The sequence below is a fragment of the Lysobacter xanthus genome (assembly GCF_047159895.1).
The window spans coordinates 1-2,554 of the sequence record NZ_BAAGAB020000132.1; the positions used below are offsets into that span (position 1 = coordinate 1).

Annotated in this window: 2 protein-coding genes and 1 pseudogene; 2 read left to right on the forward strand and 1 reads right to left on the reverse strand. The window is 71.7% G+C overall.

Annotation, left to right across the window (positions count from 1 at the left end; all coding sequences use genetic code 11):
- The coding region (gene rpsI / locus ACY35P_RS15355; RefSeq protein WP_462116707.1) for a 30S ribosomal protein S9 at positions 1–70 on the reverse strand (70 nt) is incomplete at its 3' end.
- Between rpsI and asnB the strand changes: the two are divergent.
- Both asnB and ACY35P_RS15365 read left to right on the forward strand, forming a co-directional pair.
- Positions 71–1,663 (forward strand): annotated as a pseudogene (asnB, locus tag ACY35P_RS15360) (asparagine synthase B); the annotation flags it as partial.
- A 106-nt stretch (positions 1,664–1,769) separates the two neighbouring features.
- On the forward strand, positions 1,770–2,554 hold a 785-nt coding region (locus ACY35P_RS15365), incomplete at its 3' end, for a cache domain-containing protein (protein ID WP_462116706.1).

Consider the following 2,554-nt stretch of genomic DNA (forward strand, 5'->3'; position numbering starts at 1 on the left):
ACTGCGTGGCGCGGCGGGCCTTGTGCAGGCCGACCTTCTTGCGCTCGACCTCGCGGGCGTCGCGCGTCATGAAGCCGCAGCATTGCTGGTGCACGAGCGGCTCGCGATCGTCGACCCGGTGGGCGGCGCCCAGCCGATCGTGTCCATCGACGGCCGTGTCGTACTGGCCGTCAACGGCGAGATCTACAACCACCGCGAGCTGCGGGCCTCGATGCCGGGCTATGCCTTCGCCACGGGCTCGGACTGCGAGCCGATCAGCGCGCTCTATTCGACCGCGGGCGACGACATCGGTGCCTGGCTCGACCGGCTCAACGGGATCTTCGCCTTCGCGCTGTGGGACGCGGCGCGTGCGCGATTCGTCATCGCGCGCGACCCGATCGGCGTCTGTCCGCTGTACTGGGGCCACGATGCCGACGGCCGCGTCTGGGCGGCGTCGGAGATGAAGGCGATCGCGCGAACCTGCCCGGACGTGGGCCCGTTTCCGCCGGGGCACTGGTTCGACAGCGCCACGGGCGAACTGCGCCGCTACCACGAGCGCGACTGGCGCGATTTCGAGGCGACCGAAGGCCGTAGCGTGTCCCTCGACGCCCTGCGCGAGGCGTTCGAGCAGGCCGTGCATCGCCAGCTGATGAGCGACGTGCCGTACGGCGTGCTGCTGTCGGGCGGGCTGGATTCGTCGCTGGTGGCCGCGGTGGCCGCACGCTACGCGCGTCGGCGCGTGGAGGACGACGATCGCAGCGAGGCGTGGTGGCCGCGGCTGCATTCGTTCGCGATCGGGCTGGAGGGCTCGCCGGACCTCGCGGCCGCACAGGTCGCCGCCGACGCGATCGGCACCGTGCACCACGGTTTCACGTACACGATCGAGGAAGGCATCGACGCGCTGCCCGAGGTCGTGCGGCACATCGAGACGTACGACGTCACGACGATCCGCGCGTCCACGCCGATGTTCCTGCTGGCGCGGCGGATCCGCGCGATGGGCATCAAGATGGTGCTGTCCGGCGAGGGCAGCGACGAGATCTTCGGCGGCTACCTGTACTTCCACAAGGCGCCGAACGCACGCGAATTCCACGAGGAGACCGTGCGCAAGCTCGATGGCCTGCACCAGTTCGACTGCCTGCGCGCGAACAAGTCGATGATGGCCTGGGGCGTCGAGGCGCGCGTGCCGTTCCTCGATACCGAATTCCTCGACGTGGCGATGCGGATGGATGCGACGGCCAAGATGGCGGGCAACGGGCGCATCGAGAAGGCGATCCTGCGCGAGGCGTTCCGCGGTTGGCTGCCGGAGTCGATCCTGTGGCGGCAGAAGGAGCAGTTCAGCGACGGCGTCGGTTACGGCTGGATCGATTCGCTGAAGGCGCATGCCGACCGGCAGGTGTCCGATGCCGCGCTCGAGACCGCGCACTTCCGGTTCCCGGTGAACCCGCCCGGGACCAAGGAGGCCTACCTCTACCGCACGCTGTTCGAAGCGGCGTTCCCGGGCGAGGCCTGCGCGCGGACGGTGCCGGGCGGCAAGTCGATCGCCTGTTCCACCCCGGCGGCGCTCGCCTGGGACGCGGCCTTCGCCGCCGCGGCCGATCCTTCGGGTCGGGCGGTCGCCGGGGTTCATGCCGCGGCCCACGCCCCGGCCGCCACGGCCGACGCGACGGCGGTCACGACGGGCTGACTCAAGGGCGGGCCCCCGGCGACCGTTAACGAGCCGAGGGCGCGGGCACGACCGGGAGAATCCCGACCGGTCGGCGGACGACGCGCCCCGTCGACGATGGAGTGGCATGAGTTCCAGCCGGACGAGCACGCAGGGCCCGGGCGCCACGGTGGAACCGCCACCGTCGCGCCGGCGGATGCCGTTGCTCGCGATGGGCTGGGGCCTGGTGGCGCTGCTGCCGGTCATCGCCGCCGTGCTCGTCGTGACCGAATACGACGAGTACCAGGCCGCGCGGGAACAGCGGAGCCGGCTGATCGCCGACGCCGTGCAGCGGCAGGCGCTCGACCGGCTCTACCTCGTCGGCCGCCAGCTCGAGGGTGCGGCAGCCGCGCCCGGTGGCGTCGTGCCCATGTCCGACGTCACCGCGAGGCCCGCGGCCAAGGGCGACGCGCCTGCGGTCGCGCCGCTCCACGTGGGGGTTCCGGTCCAGGCGGGCGGCCGCTGGATGCTTCCGGTCTCGCGCCGGATCGGCGACCGGCTCGTGCAGGCGCGCATCGACGCGGGCCTGTTGAGCGAAGTCGTCAAGGGTTACCGGCTCGGCGATACCGAGTTCGTCAGCCTCGTGCAGGACGACGGCCACCTCGTCGCGGGCAGCTTCGACAGCGACCGCGCGGCGGGGCAGTCGATGACCGCATCGCCCCTGTTCTCGCCCCGCTATCGCGACCAGACCGAAGGACGTTACCGGTCGAAGACCATCAGCGACGGGCGCGTCCGCGAGCATGCGTTCCGTCGCCTGCCGGGCACGGGCCTGACGATCGTGGTCGGCACCGAGCCGCCGCGCGTGGTCGACCTGTGGGCGCGGCCCGCGGCGGCGATCGTGCTCATCGCACTCGCGATGGCCTTCGCATGGGG